Genomic DNA, 17,075 nt, shown 5'->3' on the forward strand with positions numbered 1-17,075 from the left:
GCACCGTGCGGGTTTTTGCAAGTGGGCGCCGGTTTGCTTTTGCGCTAACCGGCGCTTCAGGTTGCCAGGGCAGGAGGCAATTACATGCCCATGCCACCCATGCCGCCCATGCCACCCATGTCGGGCATGCCGCCGCCGGCAGCGCCTTCAGCCTTGGGCGTCTCGGCCACCATGCACTCGGTGGTGAGCATCAGGGACGCGACCGACGCTGCGTTTTGCAGAGCCGTGCGGGTCACCTTGGTGGGGTCCAGAATACCCATTTCGATCATGTCGCCGTAGGTGTCGTTGGCAGCGTTGAAGCCGTAGTTGCCCTTGCCAGCCAGCACCGCGTTCACCACCACCGAGGCTTCGCCGCCGGCGTTGTACACGATCTCGCGCAGGGGAGCTTCGATGGCCTTCAACACCAGGGCAATGCCGTGGTCCTGGTCGGCGTTGTCACCCTTGATGGCGCCAGCGGCTTGCTTGGCGCGCAGCAGAGCCACGCCACCACCAGCCACAATGCCTTCTTCCACGGCAGCGCGGGTGGCGTGCAGGGCGTCTTCCACGCGGGCCTTCTTTTCCTTCATTTCGACTTCGGTGGCAGCGCCCACCTTGATCACGGCCACACCGCCGGCCAGCTTGGCCACGCGCTCTTGCAGCTTCTCGCGGTCGTAGTCGGACGTGGCTTCTTCGATCTGCACGCGGATCTGCTTCACGCGGGCTTCGATGTCGGCAGCAGCGCCAGCACCGTCGATGATGATGGTGTTTTCCTTGCCCACTTCGATGCGCTTGGCCTGGCCCAGGTCGGCCAGCGTCACTTTTTCCAGGCTCAGACCGATTTCCTCGGCGATGACCTTGCCACCGGTCAGGATGGCGATGTCTTCCAGCATGGCCTTGCGACGGTCACCAAAGCCAGGGGCCTTCACAGCCACGACCTTCAGGATGCCGCGCAGGGTGTTCACCACCAGAGTTGCCAGGGCTTCGCCATCGACATCTTCAGCAATGATCAGCAGGGGACGGCCGGCCTTGGCCACTTGCTCCAGCGTGGGCAGCAGGTCGCGGATGTTGCTGATCTTCTTGTCGAACAGCAGCACGAAGGGGTTGTCCAGCAGGGCAGCCTGTTTTTCGGGGTTGTTGATGAAGTAGGGCGACAGGTAGCCGCGGTCGAACTGCATGCCCTCGACCACGTCGAGTTCATTTTGCAGGGACTTGCCGTCTTCCACGGTGATCACGCCTTCCTTGCCGACCTTGTCCATCGCGTTGGCGATGATTTCACCGATGGATGCATCGGAGTTGGCGGAAATGGAGCCGACCTGGGCGATTTCCTTGGACGTGGTGGTGGGCTTGGAAGCCTTCTTCAGCTGCTCGATCAGGGCGGCAACGGCCTTGTCGATACCGCGCTTCAGATCCATGGGGTTCATGCCGGCAGCCACGTACTTCATGCCTTCGCGCACGATGGCCTGGGCCAGCACGGTAGCGGTGGTGGTGCCGTCGCCAGCGTTGTCAGACGTCTTGGAAGCAACTTCCTTGACCATCTGGGCGCCCATGTTCTGCAGCTTGTCCTTCAGTTCGATTTCCTTGGCCACGGACACACCGTCCTTGGTCACGGTGGGGGCGCCGAACGAGCGCTCCAGCACCACGTTACGACCCTTGGGGCCCAGGGTAACCTTGACCGCGTTGGCCAGGATGTTCACGCCTTCAACCATGCGTGCGCGGGCTTCGCCGCCGAAAATGACGTCTTTTGCTGCCATGTGTATTCTCCGAATTCGTTAAAAAAATGGGTCGCGATAGCGCGAGAAATTACTTGCCTTCGACGACTGCGAACAGGTCGTCTTCTTTCATGACCAACAGCTCGTCGCCAGCCACCTTGACGGTCTGGCCGCTGTACTTGCCAAACAAAACGCGGTCACCGACCTTGACGTTCATGGCAATCAGTTCACCCTTGTCGTTCTTCTTGCCAGGGCCCACGGCCAGCACTTCGCCTTGATCGGGCTTTTCGGTTGCGCTGTCAGGAATGACGATGCCAGAGGCAGTTTTGGTTTCGCTTTCGATGCGCTTAACAATCACGCGGTCTGCCAAAGGACGCAGTTTCATGAGGAATCTCCTAGGTGTTGAAACAGGGGTTGCTGCACGCCCACCTGATTAAGTGGGCGCTCATTAACTTGTGGGGCGGGTGCTGTTAGCACTCCATCCCAACGAGTGCTAATGATAAAGCCTTTTTGGGCTATTTCAAGTCGGGCGCTCGGGTGGCGCTTGCCGATGCCGGAATGGGGTGTTGAGTTTCATCTGACGCTGTGGTTGTTTCATCTAACTCGCCGCAACACCACATGCGTAGCCTTCTCCGTCCCCACGGACTCCACGCACGCATACCCCAGCGCCCGCAAGTCCACCCCTGCGAACAGGGCCTCACCTCGCCCCAGCAACACCGGCGAGATGGCGATGTGCAGTTCATCAATCAGCCCCTCCCGCAGGTACTGCCGGATGGTGTCCGGCCCGCCGCCTATGCGCACGTCCTTGCCCGCGGCGGCCTCGCGTGCGCGGGCTAGCGCCTCGTGGACGCCACCGGTAACGAAGTGAAACGTCGTGCCGCCTTCCATCTCGATGGAAGGGCGCGCATAGTGGGTCAGGATGAAGACCGGCACGTGGTACGGCGGGTTGTCGCCCCACCAGCCTTTCCAGGTCATGTCCGGCCAGGGGCCACGGTGGGGGCTGAACATGTTGCGCCCCAGAATCCAGGCGCCCACGTTGTGGAAGCCACGGACGGCAAAGTCATTGTCCACACCGGTGGTACCGTCGTCCTTGCCGAACAGGGCCCGCTGGAAGGTGCGGGTGGGTAACAGCCACTGGTGCAGCTCTGTTCCGCCTTCGCCCAGCGGGTTGTTGAGGCTCTGGTTGGGGCCGGCGCCGTAGCCGTCCAGCGAGAGGGTGAAGCTCTCCACACGCACGCGGGTCATGGCTGGTCTCCGCTGCGCACCGCCGCCTCAATGGCGGCCACATCAATCTTGCGCATGGTCATCATGGCCGCGAACGCGCGCTTGGCGGCGGCGCGGTCGGGGCTGGTGTACGCATCCGTCAGCACGCGCGGCGTGATCTGCCACGACACACCCCACTTGTCCTGGCACCAGCCGCAGTCGTTTTCCTGTCCGCCGTTGCGGACGATGGCGTTCCACAGGCGGTCGGTCTCGGCTTGGTCGTCGGTTGCCACCTGGAACGAGAACGCGATGGTGTGCTGGATGCCCGGCCCGCCGTTGAGGCCCAGGCACGGGATACCCATCACCGTGAACTCCACGGTGATGACATCGCCCTCCTTGCCTGCCGGGTAGTCGCTGGGTGCGCGGTGCACGGCAACCACCGCGCTGTCGGGAAAGGTTTGCGCGTAGAACGTGGCTGCGTCCAGCGCGGTGCCGTCGTACCACAGGCAGATGGTGTTTTTGCTCAGGGTCATCTGGTGCCTCCTTGCAGAGGGAACATCGGGGCGGACCTGCCCCAAAGCCCAATCGGCCGCATGGTACTCCCGGATCGCATGGCGTGCCGGGGCAGTGTGCAGTGCCCCTTGTGGTCTAGCGCCTGCGCAGCCCCGCCCCGGCGTTGACCAATCCAATGCCTGCCAGCACCAGGGCGCTGCCGATGACGAACTCGGTTTCGATGGCTTCGCCCAGCAGCCAGACCCCCAGCACCACCCCAAACAGGGGTGTCAAAAATGAATAGACACCCAGGCGTGATGCCTGGTACCTGCGCAACAGCGAGAACCAGAGGAGAAAGCTGGCAAAGGACACCACCAGTCCCTGGAAGGCCAGGTGCAGCCACAGTTGTGGCGATGGCACGAAGCGCCACTGACCCGTGAGCCACGCGGCCGGCAGCAGCAGCACGAAGGCTCCCATTAGTTGGTACGCCAGTGTCTCTTTCGCCGGCGCGGTGGCCAGCGTGGAGCAACGGATGGTGATGGTGGTGGCGCCCCACATGGCGCCGGCCAGCACAGCTAGTGCATCGCCCATCACCGCGCCCGGCAGGGCAACGCCGCTAGTCCGGGAGTCGCCGCCGACGAAGGCGATGGCAATGCCAATGAACGCCAGCAAGATCCCCGCCCATGGCACGGCGCCCAGACGCTCGGCGGGAATGCGCCAGTGCAACCCGATGGCCGCAAACAGGGGGGCGGTGTAGAGAAACACGACGACGTGGGAAGCCTGTGTCAGGCGCAACGCCTCCGAGACCAGCAGGTATTCCAGCGCAAAGAGAATCCCCACGGCGGACCCGGCCCGCCAATGCCTGCGGTGCAGTCCCTCGGCGGTGCGCCGCATCAGTACGGCCAGCAGCGCCAGCGCCATCAGCGAACGTAGGGCGACCAGCAGCATGGGGCTGATGGCAGGTGCCGCGGCCTTGAGCGAGATCTGCTGCAGGGCCAGGGCGGTCCGGACCGGTGGGGTGGAATGCTCAGGGAGTGTGGACAGGCTTGGCATAGGCACTGACTGTGCCCGTCCATCCATGTTTAGAAAAGCGGATAATTCGCATGAATACAATGCGATTATCGAATCTATGAGCGACTTGCAGACAGACTGGCTCAAGGCCTTCGTCGCTACGGTGGACGCGGGCACCCTGTCGGGCGCGGCGCAGGAGGTGCATCGCTCGCAGTCCGCCATCAGCATGCAGATCAAGAAGCTGGAAGCGGCGGTGGGGCGGACGCTTCTCGAGCGCGGCCCCCGGCACCTCAGCCTCACGCACGATGGCCAGGTGCTGCTGGGCTTTGCCCGGCGCATGCTCGACCTGCAGGCCGAGGCCCTGGCTGCGCTGCACGAGCAACCCCTTACCGGCCTGGTGCGCCTGGGCGTGCCGGACGACTACGCCGGCAAGTACCTGACGCCGGTCCTCAGGCGCTATGCCCCACGGCACAGCGGCGTGGAAATCCAGCTGGACTGCGAGCAATCCACCTCACTGATACCCCGCGTGGCCCGGGGTGACCTGGACCTTGCCCTGATTTCACAGGACCACGCCCGTCGTGGCACGCCGCTGTTCCATGAACCCATGGTCTGGGTCGGCTCCGCGCGGTTCGATGTGTGGAACCGCTCCCCCCTGCCGATTGCCGTGTACGAGGCAGCCAGCCTGGGGCGGCGCAGTGCCATCGAGTCCCTGACCCTGCAGGGGCGGCCGTACAAGGTGGTCTACAACAGTTCGAACGTAGCGGGCCAGATCGCGGCCGTGGAAAGCGGTCTGGCCGTGGCGGCGCTCACACAGTGCAGCGCGCCGGCGCACTTGCAGATTCTGGGCGCGGAGCAGGGACTCGGGCCGCTGGAGCCCATGCTGGTCGCCGTCTACCGCAGCGCGGCGTCGCGCGGTTCCAAGGCCGTGGACAGTCTGTACCGCATGATCCTGCAGACTCTGCGGCAGGCCGGCAACTGACGCGCTGGCCGGACCGGAATCAATCGCCCACGTCGTCCTGCACGGGCGGCTTGCTGAATTCCCGGCGCAGCCGGGCCAGCTGGCGCAACCCAGCAGCCACCGCGGCGTAGACGGTGCCGTCTGGTGCCTGACCCTGCGCGTCCAGCGTCCCCATGGGCAGCCCGGTCAGCCGTTCCAGGGCTTCTTCCATGGTGGCTACCGGCCAGACAAAAAACTGTCCGGCCCGCACGGCCTCCACCACGTCGCGGCGCAGCATCAGGTGGCAGACGTTGCTGGCCGGAATCAGCACCCCCTGTTCGCCCGTCAGTCCCCGGGCCTGGCAGAGGTCGAAGAAGCCTTCGATCTTTTCGTTGATGCCGCCCACGGCCTGCACCACGCCAAACTGGTTGACCGAGCCGGTCACCGCCAGCGACTGGCGCAACGGTGCGCCGGCAATGGCCGACAGCAGCGCCGCCAGCTCCGCCAGCGAGGCGCTGTCGCCCTCGACACCGCCATACGACTGTTCGAACACCAGACTGGCCTTGAGCGACAGCGGCATGTGCCGACCGAACCGTGACGCAATGAACGACGACAGGATCAACACCCCCTTGGAGTGGATGGGGCCGCCCAGCTTGACCTCGCGTTCAATGTCGACCACCTCGCCGTCGCCCACGCGCACCGTGGCGGTGATGCGCACCGGATGGGCGAACGTGCTGTCGCCCAGTGACACCACGGCCAGGCCGTTGATCTGCCCCACCTGCACGCCGGCCGTGTCCACCAGCAGCTGGCCGCGCAGGACTTCTTCCTGGTAGCGCTCGTGGAAGCGCGCATGGCGGCGCTGGTGGGCTGCCAACGCCGCCTCGATGTGTTCGCGGTCCACCAGCGGGGCCTGCGCCGCGTGCGCGAAATGGTCGGCCTCGCGGATCAGGTTGTCCAGCGGTTGCGTCTGCGTGGTCAGGCGCTGGGCGTCATTGGCCAGCCGGGCCGCGTGCTCGATGACGCGGGCCACGGCGGCAGCCGTCAGGGGCCGCATGCCGTCGTTGCGTGCCAGCGTGGCCACCAGGCGCGCGTAGGTCTGCGTGTTGTCCGGGTTGCGCCGGATGTCGCTTTCCATGTCGGCGTTGATCCGGAACAGCGTGGCAAAGTCCGGGTCGTACTGGGTCAAAAGGTAGTACACCAGCCGCTCGCCGATGAGCACGATCTTGAGGTCCAGCGGAACAGGCTCAGGCTCCAGCTGCACGGTGCTGGTCAGGCCGATCAGGTCCGACAGCGACTCGATGCGGACCTGCCCGGCCTGCAGGCAGCGCTTGATGCCTTCCCAGGCGTAGGGCTGCGACAGCACCTTCAGCGCGTCCAGGATGAGAAAACCGCCGTTGGCGCGGTGCAGGGCACCGGCGCGAATGAGGGTGAAGTCGCTGACCAGCGTGCCCATGTGCACCTGGTGCTCGATGCGGCCCACCAGGTTTTGCAGGGTGGGGTGGTCCTCGTAGACCACCGGGCGCGCGTCGCCGATGGAGTTCTCCACCAGCAGGTTGACCAGATAACGCTGGACGGAAATCGAACCGGTGTAGGTCGTGGTTTCGGTGTCGCCCTCGCTCTTGGACGAAGCGTGCAGCGACTCGCCGGTTTCGGTGATGTCCTGCAACACGGCTTCCAGGTAGGCGGCCACTTCCGGCAGATCGGCGTATTTCGGCTTGATGTCGTCCAGCAACTGCACCAGCGTCGTGTGCAGGGCGTCGCTGCCGGTTTGCTTCATGCGACCCACGGCCTCCTGGCGCCAGCGTGGAAATTCTTTCAGCAATTTCTGCATGCGCTCGTGCAGGGTGCTGATGGTGTCGGTGAAAGTCTGCTGGCGCTCGGGCGGCAGCGCGGCGAACTCGTCCGTCGTCAGCGGCGTTTCCTTGTCCTTCATGGGCACCAGCACAAAGCCCTGCGGCGTGCGCACCAGCCCCACCTCCAGTGCGGCGGCCTCGTCGCCCAACGCCTTCAGGGCCTGTTCCTCACGCAGCTTGGCTTCTTCCTGCAGGGCGGAGATGCGGTCCCGGTACTCGTTGCTCTGGAACACCGCGTTGATGGCCGGCGTGAGCTGCTCCACAAAGTGCTGCATGCTGTCGCGCAGTGCCGGGCCGCGTCCGCATGGCAGGCGCAACAGCTGGGGCCGGGTGGCGTCGGCAAAGTTGTACACATAGCACCAGTCGGCAGCGGCATCGCCGTGGTGGCGCTCGTCTTCCAGCAGGCGGCGCACCATGGCGTGGCGCCCACTGCCGGTGTCCCCCAGCACGAAGAGGTTGTAGCCCTCATGGCGTATGTCCAGCCCCAGGTGCATGGCCTCGATGGCGCGGGAGTGGATGGCGGAGGCGTCCAGGTCGGACAGCTCCTGGGTGTTGCCGAAACCCAGCGTGGCGGGGTCGCAGACGGTGTAGAGCAGGTCCGGTGTCAGGGCGTCAGAGGCGGGCATCTGAGGAATTTCCAGGATGGCAATGCAACAAGCATACCGCGCCCGCCCGGCCGGGGGCGACTCAGTCCAGGACGAAGTTGGCGTCGGGCTGCGGCGGCGCTGGCGGGGTTTCCCCCAGCATTTCACGCAGACTGGCGTCAATGCCCGCCACCATAGTGTTCAGAGCCAGGTCATTGGCAGCCGTGCCAAAGGGTTCCTCGATCTCGTCGCTCAGGGCTTCCAGGGCAAAGAAGGTGTAGGACACAAAGCTCACCACCAGCGGCGTCATGAGCCCGATATCGTCCACCAGGCCAAAGGGCAGCAGCATGCAGTAGATGTAGGCACTGCGGTGCAGGATGACCGAGTAGGTGAAGGGCAGCGGCGTGTTGGCAATGCGTTCGCAGCTGCCCAGCGCGGCCGAAAGGCCGTTCAGCGAATCTTCCATCTTGTGCGACAGCAGCGGCTCCAGCGCTCCCGTCTCCCGGCATTCGCGCAGCCACTGGCCCAGCCACAGCAGCACCAGCGTGGGGGCGCTGCGCGCGTCCTGCAGCTGCGTGCGCAGCGTCTCGGGCAGGAGCCCGGCGGTGTGGGCGGCGCTCGGCTGGTTGCGCAACTGGTTGCGCAGGGTGGTGGCAAAACCGATCAGGCCCAGCACAAAGGGACGCGCCTCACGGCCCGGGCCGATCAGGGTCAGGGCCTGGCGCGCCAGGTTGCGGGTGTCTACCAGAATGCTGCCCCATTGCTTGCGGGCTTCCCAGTAGCGGTCGTAGCTGGCGTTGATGCGAAAGCCCAGAAAAATGGCCAGCGCCACGCCCATGAGCGAGAACGGGCTGGACGTGAGCGTGACTTTCCAGTGGAAAAACTGGCCGTGTGCCACCACGACGGCGCTGGACAGGATGAAGATGAAGAGTTGCTGGCCCAGAATGCGCTGAATCAGAGAACCACGGCGGACAAAAAGCAGATGCACCCAGTGGGGGCGGGGACGAATGATCACGGGAGGGGAGGCGCCGAAGCGAAGAGAAGGGAGAAAGCCCTCTATTCTCGCACTGCAGCGCCGGGTGGGCCGAAGTTTGGGATACTTGCAGCCTGCTGCCCTTTGGAAACACCTTCCCCAACGCCATGTCCACCCCTTCCAGCGCCCGCCCCGAACCTCGCCTGACCTCCCTGTCGCACGGGGGCGGTTGCGGCTGCAAGATTGCACCCGGTGTGCTGTCGCAGATCCTGAAGACCACCACCGCCATGCCCCTGCCACCCGAGTTGCTGGTGGGCATCGAGACGGCGGACGACGCGGCCGTGTACCAGCTCAATGCCGAGCAGGCGCTGATTGCCACCACCGATTTCTTCATGCCCATCGTCGACAACGCGTTCGACTTTGGCCGCATCGCCGCCACCAACGCCATCTCCGACGTGTATGCCATGGGCGGCACGCCCATCATGGCGCTGGCGCTGGTGGGCATGCCCATCAACGTGCTCTCCACCGAGACCATCGGCCAGATCCTGGCCGGCGGTGCGTCGGTCTGCAAGGCTGCGGGCATCCCCATCGCCGGCGGCCACACCATTGATTCGGTGGAGCCCATCTACGGCTTGGTGGCTATGGGGCTGGTGCACCCCCAGCGCGTCAAACGCAACGCCGATGCCCGCGTGGGCGACCGGCTGATCCTGGGCAAGCCGCTGGGCGTGGGCATCCTGTCCGCCGCGCTGAAGAAAGAGAAGCTGGACGATGCCGGCTACGCCCGCATGCTGGCCGTGACCACCCAGCTCAACACCCCGGGCCCCGACCTGGCCGCGCTGGCGGGCGTGCATGCGCTGACCGACGTCACCGGCTTTGGCCTGGCCGGCCACGCGCTGGAAATTGCGCGCGGCGCGCAGTGCGTGGTGCAGGTGGACTGGTCACGCGTGCCACTGATAACCGGTGTGCAGGCCCTGGCCAGCGCCGGCATGGTGACGGGTGCGTCCGGGCGCAACTGGGCGGCTTATGGGCACGAGATTGCGTTGCCAGCCGACTTTGGCGCGGTGAATCAGGCCCTGCTCAGCGACCCGCAAACCAGCGGTGGCCTGCTGGTGAGCTGTGCGCCCGAGGCGGTGGATGCCGTGCTGGAAACCTTCCGGCGCCACGGCTTTGCCGACGCCGCGGAAATCGGCTCGGTGCTGCCGGCAGGCAGCGCGCCGGCCAGCGCGCACCTGCACATCGTCTAGGCGCGGTTCAGGTGCCCAGGCGCGTGTAGCGCGCCAGGAAGCGGCGGTCGATCCAGTCCTTGAGCCACCACACCCAGCGCCCCTGCGCGCTGGTGCGTCCCCAGCTGGCCACGGCGTAGCGGTCGCCGCACGCCAGCAGGTTGAGGGTGGCGGTGGGGGGCTGGTGCGGCTTGAGGGCGGCACTGGCCATGGCTGCTGTCAGGTTGTGCAGCAGGGCCGGGCCGGCCCGCACCGCGTAGGCGCCGTTGCGGGCCAGGGGCTGGTCCATGCGGGTGCTGACGTCGCCGGCGGCAAATACGCGGCTGTGGCTGGTGGAGCGCTGGTACATGTCCACGGCAATGAAGCCCTGTTCGTCCAGCGCCATCCCGCTGCCAGCCAGCCAGCCGGGCGCGTGCGCGCCGGTGGTCAGCAGGGGCACATCGCAGGCCAGGTCGGCGCCGCAGCCCAGATGCACGGCACCGGGCTTGAGCGCCACAGCCCGGTCCTGCAGCACCGCGACCTTGCGCGCCTTCAGGACCCGCAGCAGGCGCTGCTGCACCCGCAGCGAGTAGTTGGCACCGGGCGGGGTGTCGCCGCACAGCAGCGTGACGGCTGCGTGGGGCAGGCGGTGGCGTACGGCCAGGGCCATTTCCACCCCGGCGGCGCCCGCACCGATCACGGCGATGCGCAGCGGGCGGGCATCGCCCATCGCGGCCACCTGGGGCCACAGGGCGCCAAAGGCTTCGATCGGGCGGATGAACAGCGCGTGCTCGCGGGCACCGGGAATCTCGCGCTCGATGTGCTCGCGGTCCTGGATGGGGCCGGTGTTGACCGACACCCAGTCGAAGGGCAGGCGGCTGCCGTCATCGAGCTCCACGGTCTGGCCCTGCGCATCCAGTGACTGGACGCTGCGCTGCAGCCAGCGCACGCCGCCGCGCCGCACCAGGGGCTCCAGCGGAATGACGCAGTCTTCCAGCGCGTAGTGCCCTGCCACGAAACCGGGCACCATGCCCGAGTACATCTGGCGCGGGTAGGGCGCCACCAGCGTGACCTCCACACCGGCCAGTGGGTGCTCCGCCAGGGCGGACAGCACATGCACATGGGCATGGCCGGCTCCCAGCAGAACCAGCTGGCGGGGGCGCTGTAGGGTGCTGTCCGGGGCGCTGTGGGGCGCAGGTGCGGTTGCGGCAGTCATGGGCCGTATTGTTCCATGAGTGGCGCACCCACCCGCGTGGGGCTATGAAGCCGTGGGCTGTGCCTGTGCGATATAGGGAAGCCGGTGCCGCTTCCAGTCGTTCATGCCGCCTGCCAGGTTGCGGGGCGCGGAAAAACCGAGCCGGTCCAGTATCAGGCAGGCCTGGGCCGACCGCACGCCACCGCGGCAGACCACCAGCAAGGTGTCCTGCCGGAGGTGCTCCAGCTCGCCGACCCGGCTGGCCAGTTCCCCCAGCGGGATGAGCATCACCCCCTCAATGTGGGCCGCTTCAAACTCGAACGGCTCGCGCACGTCCAGCACGGGCACGCTGCGGGTGCGGCGCAGTGCATGGGCGCTCAGAGCATCCACGTCCTGGACACCGCGCCAGCGGTAGTAGATCTTCAGCCAGAAATAGCGCGTCAGGCGCCAAAACGCAAAGCCGGCCAAGGCGGCAGCAACAAGTAAAAATGCAATATTCACAGCGGAACTCCTGAGCGCATCAAGCCGCCTGCAGCTTGTTCTTGGAGAAGACAAACAGCGGTGCACCGGGCAGGCTGCACAGACCCACCACCACAAAGAACAGCAGCGAGGTGGCAATGGCATCGCCCTGGGTCACGCCGACCTGCGAAAAGAAGTACCAGTACGCGGCTTCCCGCACGCCAAAGCCCGAGATGGAGATTGGCAGCATGGCCACCGTGAAAATCATGGGCGTGAAGATGATGCACTGCGCCAGCGACACAGGGGCTCCCAGCGCATAAAAAATGGCGGCGTTGACACCGGCCACGCAGATCTGGAACAGGACCGACAGCAGCAGGATGACCAGGAACAAGCCCGGTTGGCGCAGGGTGTCGCGCACCACCTGCACGGTCTGGGTCACCATGTCCCGGACCAGCGCAAAGCGGTTGGGCAGCGTCTTGCCGACAATGCCTTCGGCCACCCTGGGAACCAGGAACAGCGCCACCAGGCCCACATCCACCAGCAGGAAGACCAGCACCATCTGCACGGTGCGGGCGTCTGCATCCATGAAGGGCAGACCCAGCAGCGCCGTGAAACCCAGGGCCACGCCGGCAATCAGGCGTTCGGACACCACTGAGGCAATCGCTTCGGGCACCTCGCCGGTTTCCTTCGTGGTCTCCCAGGCCCGCACGGCATCGCCCCCCACGGCTGTGGGCAGCACATTGTTGAAGAACAGGCCGATGAAGTACAGACGCAGCAGTGCGTGGTAGGGCAGCGGGTGCTGGCGTGCCCGCAGGATCAGCCCCCACTTCCCGGCCGAAATGGCAATGGCCAGCAGCACCACGGCAAAGGCCAGCACCGACCCCTGCCAGCTCAGCCCCGCCAGGCGGGTGAGCAGCTGCTGAAAGTCCAGTTTCCACGCCAAGGTCGCCAGCAGACCCAGCGTGATGGCAATGCGGACCCACAAGCTAATTTTCTCTTTAGTGATCATGGCTGCACCGCCTGGTCATCCGGTTTGGCAACCCCGCACCCACCTTCGCCCGCACGGCAGGCCTGGGCCGCGCGGATTTTCCGCAGTACCCGGGGACCAAGGGCCGAGCCAATGACAAACAGCGCAACGGTAATGGAGAAAACCCAGAACAGAACCTGGATGGAACCCGTCAGGTTCTGGCCCAGGTACGAATACAGCAGGGTGGCCGGCAGCTGCCCCAGGCCAGTGGACCAGACAAAATTCCACAGCGAGATGGACGTCAGGCCGGCGCCATAGCTCACGATGTCAAACGACACAAAGGGCAGCAGGCGCGCCACCAGAATGGCCCGGTTGCCATAGCGCGCAAAGAACAGGTCCCATGTCGCCAGCGCATGGCTGCCGCCGACCAGCTTTTCCACGGCTGGTCGCCCCAGCGCGCGGGCAATCCAGAAACACAGGACTGCGCCCAGCATGGCGCTCGTCCACGACAGCAGCGCGCCCCAGGCCCAGCCGAACAGCAGGCCATTGGCAAAGGTCACCACAAAGGCCGGCAGCGGCGCAGCCACCGCCTGGAACACCATCAGGGCTGCTGACACCACGGCGGCCCAGGCCCCAAAGCCCAGCAGGTAGTCCCGAAAGGCGGCAATGGCCGCCTGTGGGTCAGGCAGGGTCAGAATGGCCACGGCGTTGTTGACCGCCGAGCGTACGGGCGTGACCAGGGCGTAGAGCAAAGCCGCCGCCAGCAGGATGGCCAGCACGGCCAGGGCGCCCGCATGGGTATTTTTCAATTTCATATCCAACTTTCACATGAGGCGGCACCAGGGTGCGCGCCGGACGGCTTCGAACGGATTATTTCTGCAGCGGATACAGCTCCGCCGGCTGGGCCGACCACTCCCACATGGAGCCGGCGTAATTGCGGGCTTTGTAACCCATGTCGTTGAGAACCGTGGTGACCCAGCCGGAGCGGATGCCGCCCGTGCAGTATGAAACGATTTCCTTGTCCCGGGTCACGCCTTTGGACGCCAACACCTTCTCGATGGTTTCCCGGGGCAGCAGGCGGCCATTCCGGTCCAGCAGATCCTTGAAGAAGAGGTGCTGGGCAGGCGACAGATGCCCGCCGCGCCTTTCACCGTAAGGGGTCTGGCCCTGGTACTCGCGGGGCTCGCGCACATCCAGGAAGGCCACGTCCTTGCGCTCCAGTTTGGACTTGACTTCTTCCTTCTTGATTTCCAGCTGCGAGAGTTCGCTGGCAACAAAATTGCCTGGCGCAACGGCCGGCTGGATGGCCAGCTTGCCGATCTGTTCCAGCGCACCCAGGCCGCCGTCGACCAGGACGACACGCGTGTGGCCCCACGCCCGCAGCAGCCAGGTCACCCGGCCGTCTTCACCCCAGCCCTTGACCGAGTCCGCGACAACGACGATCGGACGGTTGCTGGAAATGCCCAGGGCCTGCAGCTTTTTGCTGGCCTGCTCCACTGGCAGGGGACGGCCTTTGGTGGGCAGGTTGGGCTCGGCCAGGTCCTGCCATTCCAGCGCCACGGCACCGGCCAGGGCGCCCGTCTTCTTCTTCAGATCCTGCCCCCGTGCATCGACGACCAGCGCACCTTGCTGGATCAGGTCAAAGGCCGCTTGGGGGGTGACGATCCAGTCCCGGTAAAACGCGACGGATGCCCCGTCGACGGCTGCCGTCGTGGCCTGTGCCGCCGGTGCAAAGGCGGCCATAGAAGCGCCGGCGCCGAGCACCAGAGCGGCCGACATCCGGCGGATGAATTTCAAAAAATAGGATTGCATGCAGACCCCTAAAAAAATGGAACAACGCGAATGAACGCGAGAGGGTTTGCAGTCTATTTCCGGAGGCACGAAATTCAAACGACAGAAAACGATGGCGCTTATGGGCCAAACATCTAAGCCCGCGGTTGACGCGGATTCAGGAGAACGTGCGCCAGCCCCAGCCGATGCGGGTGACGGTGGTGACGGCGCACAGGCCGGTGAACACCCAGGCCAGGAGTGCGAAGTGCTGCGGCCACAGGCACATGGCGGAAAAGCAGGCCAGCGTCTCGGTGGCTTCGGTCAGCCCGCCCAGAAAGTAGAACGACTTGTCGGGGTAGGCCAGGCTGGCGAGGCCGCGCTTGGCCGCGAGCACGGCAAAGGCCAGGAAGCTGGAACTGGTGCCCACAAACGCCGCCAGCAGCGCGGCGGCGGGCAGCGCGTTGGCCGCGGGGTCGGCCACGGCGAAGGCCAGCGGAACGCTGGCGTAAAACACGAAATCCAGCGCAATGTCCAGAAAGCCGCCGGCGTCGCTGGTGCGGGTCTGGCGCGCCACGGCGCCGTCCAGTGCATCGCAGATTCTGGATATGAAAATGGCTGCAAGACCCATGGAATATGCGTGTATAGCTATCAAAACAGCAGCACCCAGGCCGATGGAAAAGCCGGATACGGTGATGGTGTTGGCCCGCACGCCGGCCCGTACCAGGGCGCGTGCCGTGGCGTCCACAGTGGGGCGGATGAGGGCGGTGGCAACGCGGTCCAGCATGGTCGGTCCGGTTCAATCCAGCTGCGTCAGGTGCTGCGGGTCGGCGACATCGCCGGGGTCGTGCGTGACCAGCAGGGCCGGAATCCGGCGCTGGCGCACCAGGCCGAACACCAGCTCGCGCATGCGCGCGCGCAAGGCCGCATCGAGCTTGGAAAACGGCTCGTCCAGCAGCAGGGCGTGCGGCTGCGCCAGCAGGGCGCGCACCAGGGCCACGCGGGCACGCTGCCCGCCCGAGAGTGTGGCAGGGTTGGCGTGGGCGAAGGCGTCCATCTCCACGTCGGCCAGACCCTGCACCACCTGGGCCTCGCGCGCGGCGCGGACACCGGCGGGCACGGCAAACAGCAGGTTCTCGCGCACCGTCATGTGGGCAAACAGCAGGTCCTCCTGGAACAGGATGCCCACGCGGCGCGCCTGTGTGGGCAGCGTTTCAATGCGCTGGCCGTCCAGGTGCACCGTGCCGTCAAACACCAGCCCCTCGGGCAGCGTGCCGCACACTGCCGACAGCAGGCTGGACTTGCCCGAGCCGCTGGCGCCCATCACGGTGTGCACCACACCGGGCGGCACCTGCAGCTGCAGGGCACGCAGCAGCGTGGTGCCGGGCGCGGTGAGCGCGTGCAGGTCGATCGCCAGTGTCATGGGCGGGGTGCCTCGGTGGGGTGCATGCCGATGCGGATGGTGCCGTCGCGGGCGACGTCCAGCGGCACGGGGATGAGCGACTCGCCCTCGCAGTCGCCCCATTCGCACACGCCGTCGGCCCAGCGGTAGCGCGCGTAGTGCACGTTGCAGGTGAGGCTAACCAGCGGTGTCTGGATGAGGTGTTCCTGGCGGGCCGCCAGCGGCACGCCAAAGTGGGCGCAGCGGTTGACGAAGGCGTGCACCGCCAGCCCGCTGCGCAACAGCAGCAGCCGAAATGGTTGCTCGGCGCCACCGCCGGTGTCCAGCGCCAGCAGGGTGGCCTGGCCGTCCGCCAGGGCGTCACGCGAGCCCACCAATGCGCCAGGTGCAGGCGCGTGGGGCAGGTCAGACCAGAGGGGGGCTTGGGGCAGGGCTGGCATGGGTTTGTTCGGGCTGGGTTGCGATGGTAACCGCCGTCCTGCCGGCGCGGGTGCCGTGGTTTCAGAAGCGCCGCGCCCGTCCCGCGCGGGCTGCCAGCGCGAACACCAGCACCGGCAACAGCCACTGCAGCCAGGCGTAGGCGGCCGTGAGCGAGCGTTGCGCGCCAGCGGCCAGGGTCACGGCTTCGGTGGTCACGGTGGCAAAGCGCCCGCCGCCCACGTAGAGCGTGGGCAGGTACTGCGCCACGCTCACGGCAAAGCCGACGGCGAAGCTGGCCGCCAGCGCGGCGCGCAGCAGCGGCCATTTGACACGCAGCAGAAACACCCCGCGTCCGTGCCCCAGGCTGGCGGCCACGTGGCGCAGGCGCGGGTCAAAGCCGGCGTAGGGGCCGTGCAGCGCCATCAGCACGTAGGGCAACGTGGCCAGCGTGTGCGCCAGCCACAGCCCCGGTCCCTGGCTGTCCAGGCCCCAGGCCAGCGTCAGGTGGTGCAGGCCCACCACCCACAGCACGGCAGGCAACACCAGCGGCACCAGCAGCACGCCGCGCAGGCTCGCGTGCCAGCGCGCAGGGGCCATCTCCAGCCAGGCCACTGCCCACAGTAGTGCCGCCAGCGCACTGCCCCCACCCAGCCACACAGTGGTGAGCACGGTGCCACGGCTCTCCCACACCGAGCGCCAGGCATTGCCGGTCCAGCTCTGCGGCCACAGGGCCGGAAAGGGCCAGTTTCCGAACACACTGCCCACACCCAGCGCCAGCAGCACGGCGGCGTACACACCGGCCAACAGCGCCACCCCGCAGCCGCTGCAGGACGGCCACCGGGCGGCCGTGGCGGGGCTGGCGCCACGGTCACCGCGCACCCAGCGGGCCCGCCACACCGGCAGGCGCAGCAGGGCCCAGGGC

General features: G+C 66.3%; 18 protein-coding genes and 1 pseudogene. 2 read left to right on the forward strand and 17 right to left on the reverse strand.

Translation table 11 applies throughout. The annotated features are described in order from the left end of the window. Positions 1–80 precede the first annotated feature (80 nt). The 5 genes from groL to AC1Q5W_RS13900 form a co-directional block, all read right to left on the reverse strand. Positions 81–1,730, reverse strand: coding sequence for a chaperonin GroEL (gene groL, locus AC1Q5W_RS13880; RefSeq protein WP_492645200.1), 1,650 nt, complete (start codon positions 1,728–1,730; stop codon positions 81–83). Between the two features lie 49 nt (positions 1,731–1,779). Continuing rightward, entirely contained in the window at positions 1,780–2,073 is a 294-nt protein-coding gene (groES, locus tag AC1Q5W_RS13885) for a co-chaperone GroES (protein ID WP_492645201.1), read from the reverse strand. Between the two features lie 209 nt (positions 2,074–2,282). After that, on the reverse strand, positions 2,283–2,933 hold the full coding sequence (locus tag AC1Q5W_RS13890; RefSeq protein WP_492645202.1) for a dihydrofolate reductase family protein: 651 nt from the start codon (positions 2,931–2,933) through the stop codon (positions 2,283–2,285). Continuing rightward, on the reverse strand, positions 2,930–3,424 hold the full coding sequence (locus tag AC1Q5W_RS13895) for a VOC family protein (RefSeq protein ID WP_492645203.1): 495 nt from the start codon (positions 3,422–3,424) through the stop codon (positions 2,930–2,932). Before AC1Q5W_RS13895 ends, AC1Q5W_RS13890 begins: the two co-directional genes overlap by 4 nt. A gap of 115 nt (positions 3,425–3,539) precedes the next feature. Next, positions 3,540–4,436, reverse strand: a complete 897-nt coding sequence (locus AC1Q5W_RS13900; protein WP_492645204.1) for a DMT family transporter — start codon at positions 4,434–4,436, stop codon at positions 3,540–3,542. Between the two features lie 76 nt (positions 4,437–4,512). Between AC1Q5W_RS13900 and AC1Q5W_RS13905 the strand changes: the two genes are divergently transcribed. Beyond that, a complete protein-coding gene (locus AC1Q5W_RS13905; RefSeq protein ID WP_492645205.1) occupies positions 4,513–5,373 on the forward strand; it encodes a LysR family transcriptional regulator in 861 nt (286 codons plus the stop codon). A 19-nt stretch (positions 5,374–5,392) separates the two neighbouring features. Here the strand turns inward: AC1Q5W_RS13905 and AC1Q5W_RS13910 are convergent, their stop codons facing one another. From AC1Q5W_RS13910 to AC1Q5W_RS13920, 3 genes and pseudogenes are all read right to left on the reverse strand, one after another. Next, positions 5,393–5,911: a S16 family serine protease gene (locus tag AC1Q5W_RS13910; protein ID WP_492646164.1), complete on the reverse strand. Its 519-nt coding sequence runs from the start codon at positions 5,909–5,911 to the stop codon at positions 5,393–5,395. A 285-nt stretch (positions 5,912–6,196) separates the two neighbouring features. Further along, positions 6,197–7,810, reverse strand: a pseudogene (locus tag AC1Q5W_RS13915) (AAA family ATPase); the annotation flags it as partial. A gap of 61 nt (positions 7,811–7,871) precedes the next feature. Then, positions 7,872–8,783 carry a bestrophin family protein gene (locus AC1Q5W_RS13920; RefSeq protein ID WP_492645206.1) on the reverse strand — a complete coding sequence of 304 codons (912 nt, stop codon included), beginning with the start codon at positions 8,781–8,783 and terminating at the stop codon, positions 7,872–7,874. A gap of 125 nt (positions 8,784–8,908) precedes the next feature. Here AC1Q5W_RS13920 and selD point away from each other — a divergent pair, with 125 nt between their 5' ends. Continuing rightward, positions 8,909–9,985 (forward strand): selenide, water dikinase SelD, encoded by a 1,077-nt coding sequence (gene selD, locus AC1Q5W_RS13925; protein ID WP_492645207.1) that lies wholly within the window; start codon positions 8,909–8,911, stop codon positions 9,983–9,985. A gap of 7 nt (positions 9,986–9,992) precedes the next feature. Here the strand turns inward: selD and AC1Q5W_RS13930 are convergent, their stop codons facing one another. The 9 genes from AC1Q5W_RS13930 to AC1Q5W_RS13970 all read right to left on the reverse strand — a co-directional run. Then, the gene (locus tag AC1Q5W_RS13930; protein WP_492645208.1) at positions 9,993–11,159 is read right to left on the reverse strand and encodes an FAD-dependent oxidoreductase; all 1,167 of its coding nucleotides are present in this window, start codon (positions 11,157–11,159) and stop codon (positions 9,993–9,995) included. Positions 11,160–11,201: 42 nt separating this feature from the next. After that, complete coding sequence (locus AC1Q5W_RS13935) at positions 11,202–11,639, reverse strand: rhodanese-like domain-containing protein (RefSeq protein WP_492645209.1); 438 nt, start codon at positions 11,637–11,639, stop codon at positions 11,202–11,204. 19 nt (positions 11,640–11,658) lie between these two features. Next, positions 11,659–12,606, reverse strand: a complete 948-nt coding sequence (locus AC1Q5W_RS13940; RefSeq protein WP_492645210.1) for a lysylphosphatidylglycerol synthase transmembrane domain-containing protein — start codon at positions 12,604–12,606, stop codon at positions 11,659–11,661. Next, positions 12,603–13,379, reverse strand: coding sequence for a TVP38/TMEM64 family protein (locus AC1Q5W_RS13945; protein ID WP_492645211.1), 777 nt, complete (start codon positions 13,377–13,379; stop codon positions 12,603–12,605). Before AC1Q5W_RS13945 ends, AC1Q5W_RS13940 begins: the two co-directional genes overlap by 4 nt. A gap of 55 nt (positions 13,380–13,434) precedes the next feature. Further along, positions 13,435–14,376 (reverse strand): sulfurtransferase, encoded by a 942-nt coding sequence (locus AC1Q5W_RS13950; protein WP_492645212.1) that lies wholly within the window; start codon positions 14,374–14,376, stop codon positions 13,435–13,437. Between the two features lie 136 nt (positions 14,377–14,512). Next, positions 14,513–15,118 carry a CDP-alcohol phosphatidyltransferase family protein gene (locus tag AC1Q5W_RS13955; RefSeq protein ID WP_492645213.1) on the reverse strand — a complete coding sequence of 202 codons (606 nt, stop codon included), beginning with the start codon at positions 15,116–15,118 and terminating at the stop codon, positions 14,513–14,515. A gap of 12 nt (positions 15,119–15,130) precedes the next feature. Continuing rightward, complete coding sequence (locus AC1Q5W_RS13960) at positions 15,131–15,754, reverse strand: ATP-binding cassette domain-containing protein (protein ID WP_492645214.1); 624 nt, start codon at positions 15,752–15,754, stop codon at positions 15,131–15,133. After that, positions 15,751–16,173, reverse strand: coding sequence for a Rieske (2Fe-2S) protein (locus AC1Q5W_RS13965; RefSeq protein WP_492645215.1), 423 nt, complete (start codon positions 16,171–16,173; stop codon positions 15,751–15,753). Before AC1Q5W_RS13965 ends, AC1Q5W_RS13960 begins: the two co-directional genes overlap by 4 nt. 61 nt (positions 16,174–16,234) lie before the next feature. Then, the coding region (locus AC1Q5W_RS13970; protein ID WP_492704217.1) for an ABC transporter permease family protein at positions 16,235–17,075 on the reverse strand (841 nt) is incomplete at its 5' end.

The sequence above is a fragment of the Rhodoferax sp. MLSD5-FHT05B10 genome, from assembly GCF_058793415.1.

Bases quoted from the DNA above. Each gene is read 5' to 3' on its own strand.
- groL (WP_492645200.1), bottom strand. From the start codon at position 1,730: ATGGCAGCAAAAGACGTCATTTTCGGCGGCGAAGCCCGCGCACGCATG.
- groES (WP_492645201.1), bottom strand. From the start codon at position 2,073: ATGAAACTGCGTCCTTTGGCAGACCGCGTGATTGTTAAGCGCATCGAA.
- AC1Q5W_RS13890 (WP_492645202.1), bottom strand. From the start codon at position 2,933: ATGACCCGCGTGCGTGTGGAGAGCTTCACCCTCTCGCTGGACGGCTAC.
- AC1Q5W_RS13895 (WP_492645203.1), bottom strand. From the start codon at position 3,424: ATGACCCTGAGCAAAAACACCATCTGCCTGTGGTACGACGGCACCGCG.
- AC1Q5W_RS13900 (WP_492645204.1), bottom strand. From the start codon at position 4,436: ATGCCAAGCCTGTCCACACTCCCTGAGCATTCCACCCCACCGGTCCGG.
- AC1Q5W_RS13905 (WP_492645205.1), top strand. From the start codon at position 4,513: ATGAGCGACTTGCAGACAGACTGGCTCAAGGCCTTCGTCGCTACGGTG.
- AC1Q5W_RS13910 (WP_492646164.1), bottom strand. From the start codon at position 5,911: ATGCCGCTGTCGCTCAAGGCCAGTCTGGTGTTCGAACAGTCGTATGGC.
- selD (WP_492645207.1), top strand. From the start codon at position 8,909: ATGTCCACCCCTTCCAGCGCCCGCCCCGAACCTCGCCTGACCTCCCTG.
- AC1Q5W_RS13930 (WP_492645208.1), bottom strand. From the start codon at position 11,159: ATGACTGCCGCAACCGCACCTGCGCCCCACAGCGCCCCGGACAGCACC.
- AC1Q5W_RS13940 (WP_492645210.1), bottom strand. From the start codon at position 12,606: ATGATCACTAAAGAGAAAATTAGCTTGTGGGTCCGCATTGCCATCACG.
- AC1Q5W_RS13945 (WP_492645211.1), bottom strand. From the start codon at position 13,379: ATGAAATTGAAAAATACCCATGCGGGCGCCCTGGCCGTGCTGGCCATC.
- AC1Q5W_RS13950 (WP_492645212.1), bottom strand. From the start codon at position 14,376: ATGCAATCCTATTTTTTGAAATTCATCCGCCGGATGTCGGCCGCTCTG.
- AC1Q5W_RS13955 (WP_492645213.1), bottom strand. From the start codon at position 15,118: ATGCTGGACCGCGTTGCCACCGCCCTCATCCGCCCCACTGTGGACGCC.
- AC1Q5W_RS13960 (WP_492645214.1), bottom strand. From the start codon at position 15,754: ATGACACTGGCGATCGACCTGCACGCGCTCACCGCGCCCGGCACCACG.
- AC1Q5W_RS13965 (WP_492645215.1), bottom strand. From the start codon at position 16,173: ATGCCAGCCCTGCCCCAAGCCCCCCTCTGGTCTGACCTGCCCCACGCG.